Origin of the sequence: Silvanigrella sp. (assembly GCF_044369315.1) — a bacterium.
Taxonomy (GTDB): Bacteria; Bdellovibrionota_B; Oligoflexia; order Silvanigrellales; family Silvanigrellaceae; genus Silvanigrella.
The window spans coordinates 1-3326 of record NZ_JBIPMD010000304.1; the positions used below are offsets into that span (position 1 = coordinate 1).

3 protein-coding genes and 1 pseudogene are annotated in these 3326 nt (G+C 32.5%); 1 reads left to right on the top strand and 3 read right to left on the bottom strand.

Annotation, left to right across the window (positions count from 1 at the left end; all coding sequences use genetic code 11):
- The first annotated feature begins 125 nt into the window (after window positions 1–125).
- Window positions 126–428: a hypothetical protein gene (locus tag ACIQ56_RS15895; protein ID WP_397602018.1), complete on the top strand. Its 303-nt coding sequence runs from the start codon at window positions 126–128 to the stop codon at window positions 426–428.
- Between the two features lie 4 nt (window positions 429–432).
- Here ACIQ56_RS15895 and ACIQ56_RS15900 read toward each other — a convergent pair whose 3' ends face one another.
- The 3 genes and pseudogenes from ACIQ56_RS15900 to ACIQ56_RS15910 form a co-directional block, all read right to left on the bottom strand.
- The gene (locus tag ACIQ56_RS15900; protein WP_397602019.1) at window positions 433–1242 is read right to left on the bottom strand and encodes an ATP-binding cassette domain-containing protein; all 810 of its coding nucleotides are present in this window, start codon (window positions 1240–1242) and stop codon (window positions 433–435) included.
- Window positions 1243–1344: 102 nt separating this feature from the next.
- Entirely contained in the window at window positions 1345–2496 is a 1152-nt protein-coding gene (locus ACIQ56_RS15905; RefSeq protein WP_397602020.1) for a citrate/2-methylcitrate synthase, read from the bottom strand.
- A 152-nt stretch (window positions 2497–2648) separates the two neighbouring features.
- Window positions 2649–3326: pseudogene (locus ACIQ56_RS15910) on the bottom strand (hypothetical protein); the annotation flags it as partial.

A 3326-nucleotide genomic window follows, 5' to 3' on the forward strand; every position in this document is an offset into this window, starting at 1 on the left:
AACTTGCTCTGACAATTTTAAAAGTCTATTTTCCATCTCCATTTAAATCTCCTCCTCAAAAGGAGATTTAATTCTGGATTTATGCTTTGTAAAAATCACTTATTGGGAGGACACATTCCCAAGCAATGCCAATAGAAGATTCTACTATTGAGTGGACTCCATCATGGAATGGAAAGAATAATATATTTAAAGTAGCAACTTTAATTTTGCCAAAGGAACAACAACCAGACTCGGATAAAGCAATGAAATTTTGTGAGGATCTTTCTTTTACACCATGGCATGGTACAGAAGAAATGCGTCCCTTAGGAGGAGTTAATAGAGCTCGTAAAATCGTTTATTTAGAAACCTCGAATTTAAGACATAGTTTAAATAATGTGAAACAAGCCTTACCAACAGAAGAAATTTGGGATTCTTTTTTATTAAAATAAGTAACTAAACATCATCTCTACCAGCAATAAAATTTTCTGCCTCTTGAGTTGTTGGAGTTGTAAAAAATTGCGCTGTTTGAGTGTACTCAACAATTGTTCCGTGACGCATAAATAACGTCCAATCTGTTACTCTACTTGCTTGATATAAATCATTTGTTGCCCATACGAGAGTTGTTTTTTCGCTCATATTTAATACTAAATTTTCAGTTTGTTTTAACATTACAGGATCCATTCGTAAAAAAGCATCATCTAATAAGAAAATTTTGGGCTTGCGAATTAAAGCTCTAATAATTGCTAATTGCTGTAAAAAAGGAAGTTCAACTTGACTTGGTAATAACTCAGCTAAAGAGTCGATTAAAGCTTTATTATGTTGAGATATAGGTAAAGTATCTATTAATTCATGAAATGCTAATACATCTTTTATTCCAGCTAAACTTTGTGAAAGCGCAAAGTTTTCTGCAATTGAGACAGGAAGCCACGCACTTTTTTCAGAAACAAGTGCAATTTGTGAATATATTTTTTTTAAAATATCATTTGATGGTTTTTTACCTGATAATTGAATTCCAAGTATTTTAATATCACCGCTTTGCTTAAAGGAACTTAATAATAAATTATTATCCATTTCCCAAATAAACTGAGCAATAACAGATAAAACCATACTCTTTCCAGAACCAGCAGGTCCAATTATCGCTACAGATTCTCCTTCATTAATACTGAAAGAAAGATCACGAATGGGAGATATAAAACCAACGGATAGAGAATATTTTTCAAAAGAAATTACAGGATTTGTTACATTATTAAATGGCTCTTTCATCCTATATCCTTTAAAAATAAATTTTTATTTCATAAAAAAAGAGTTCATAGATTTATTCCTCTATGAACTCAATTCTATAATACAAAAGTACTAAAAAGATAATTATTTTCTGTTTTTGATATCTACATATTTCTCATCTGCAGGACCAATATATTTTGCTGCTGGACGATAAATACGATTATCACGCCACATTTCGATAATATGGGATGACCATCCCGCTACACGAGAAACAGCAAAGATTGGAGTAAAATCAATAGATTCAATTCCCATTAAACGGTAAAGAGCTCCTGACCAAAAGTCCACATTTGGCCAAATATAGTCTTTAGAAGTTTTGCTTAATTCTTCAATCATAGTGTCATGAACAATACGAAGTGTTTCGTAAGTATCTTTTTCTTTTTTTGTAGCAACAAGTTTTTCAAGCATACCACGTAATACTTTTGCTCTTGGGTCCATTGTTCTATAAACACGGTGACCAAATCCCATTACTTTTGCTTTTGTTGCAAGTGCATTCGCAACCCATGCTTTTGCATTTTGAGGCGCCCCAATAGAGTCTGCCATTTCAAGAACTTTTTCATTGGCACCACCATGAAGTGGACCTGAAAGAGCTCCAATTGCAGCAGAAATAGAAAGTGATAGTTTTGCTTCTGTAGAAGCAACAACTCTTGCCGCAAAAGTAGATGCATTAAAGTCATGATCCAAATGAAGAATAAGAGCTACGTCAAACATGCGAGCTTCATCTTTATTTGGAATTTCGCCATTAAGCATATAAAGAAAATTTTCTGCATGAGATAAATCTGTATTTGGAGCTACTGGCTCAAGCCCACGGCGCTCTCTTGAAATACGAGCAACCGCTGTTGCGAGTTGGCTAATAATTTTAGTAGCACTATGAATATTCATTTCTTCATTTTTTAAGTTAACAGGATGCTCTTCAAAACCAATTGCAGAAATAGCAGCTTGAAGAATTGCCATTGGATGCGCAGAACGTGGGGCAGCAGAAATCACAGCTTCAACTGCTTTTGGTAAAACGCGACTTGCTTTCATTTCTGTTGTAAATTTATTTAATTCATTTTGATTTGGCATTTTTCCATATAATGAGAAAAATGCGCATTCTTCATAAGTAGATTTTTCTGCAAGTTCTTCTATAGGAATACCACGATAAATTAATCTACCTACTTCACCTTGTACTTGGCTTACAGATGTTGCATCTGCAACTACTCCAGCTAAACCTTTAGAAAACCCATGTTCTTCTGACATATAAATGCCTCCTCAAACAACTAAAATCATTAAATTAAATATATTTTATCCAATCACGAATACGAAACTCTAAGAAAGATTGAGATTGCGTATTTAGACCTCTATACTCCTGTAACCCCTCAGTGACAACTATCGGACGAAGGGGGATTCTCTTAAGTTTTTTTAGCATAATTAAAAAATTTTGTGCTTTCGTTAACTAATTCACGGTAATTTAACGGTTTTCCATCTTTTAAAAGCCATTTTTCAAAATGAAGTAAACAGTCTTTAAACTGCTCATCCGATAAAATACCTCTAAATTTTTGAATTGATAAAAAAACGCCATAAGAAATCAATACATCTATAGCACAATATTCTTCAATTTTTGAGGAAGAATGATGACAATAATATTCTTCTGCAACCAAAGAACCGTCCATTCCGGACATTTTTCCGCCTAACCCCATAGCCCGTGCAATAATATCAAGGCCAACTCTAGCATTTTTATTATCATAATTCGAAATAAAATTCATAAGATCAAAAACTTTATCAGATGCATATTTATATCTATATGAATCATTACCTAAATTTTTAACATAATCCTCAATTGGACAAGTAATAAAATGTATTAAACTGCGTTGTTCAATTACCATTAAATCAAAATTTGAGATATTATATCCACAAAAAGTAACAGGAAGCTTTTTTAGTTTATTTTTCTGATAATCACTCATGTAACGATTTCCCATGGTATGATCATACCAATGTTTATGAAAATCCTGATATTTAATAGAAAATTGCCAAAAATCTTCGATTATTTTTTTTTCATGTTCTAAAAATTCTTCATATGAATTTACTTT

What these genes read in the sequence shown, in the direction of transcription:
- ACIQ56_RS15895 (WP_397602018.1), top strand. Translation starts at nt 126, where the DNA reads ATGCCAATAGAAGATTCTACTATTGAGTGGACTCCATCATGGAATGGA.
- ACIQ56_RS15900 (WP_397602019.1), bottom strand. Translation starts at nt 1,242, where the DNA reads ATGAAAGAGCCATTTAATAATGTAACAAATCCTGTAATTTCTTTTGAA.
- ACIQ56_RS15905 (WP_397602020.1), bottom strand. Translation starts at nt 2,496, where the DNA reads ATGTCAGAAGAACATGGGTTTTCTAAAGGTTTAGCTGGAGTAGTTGCA.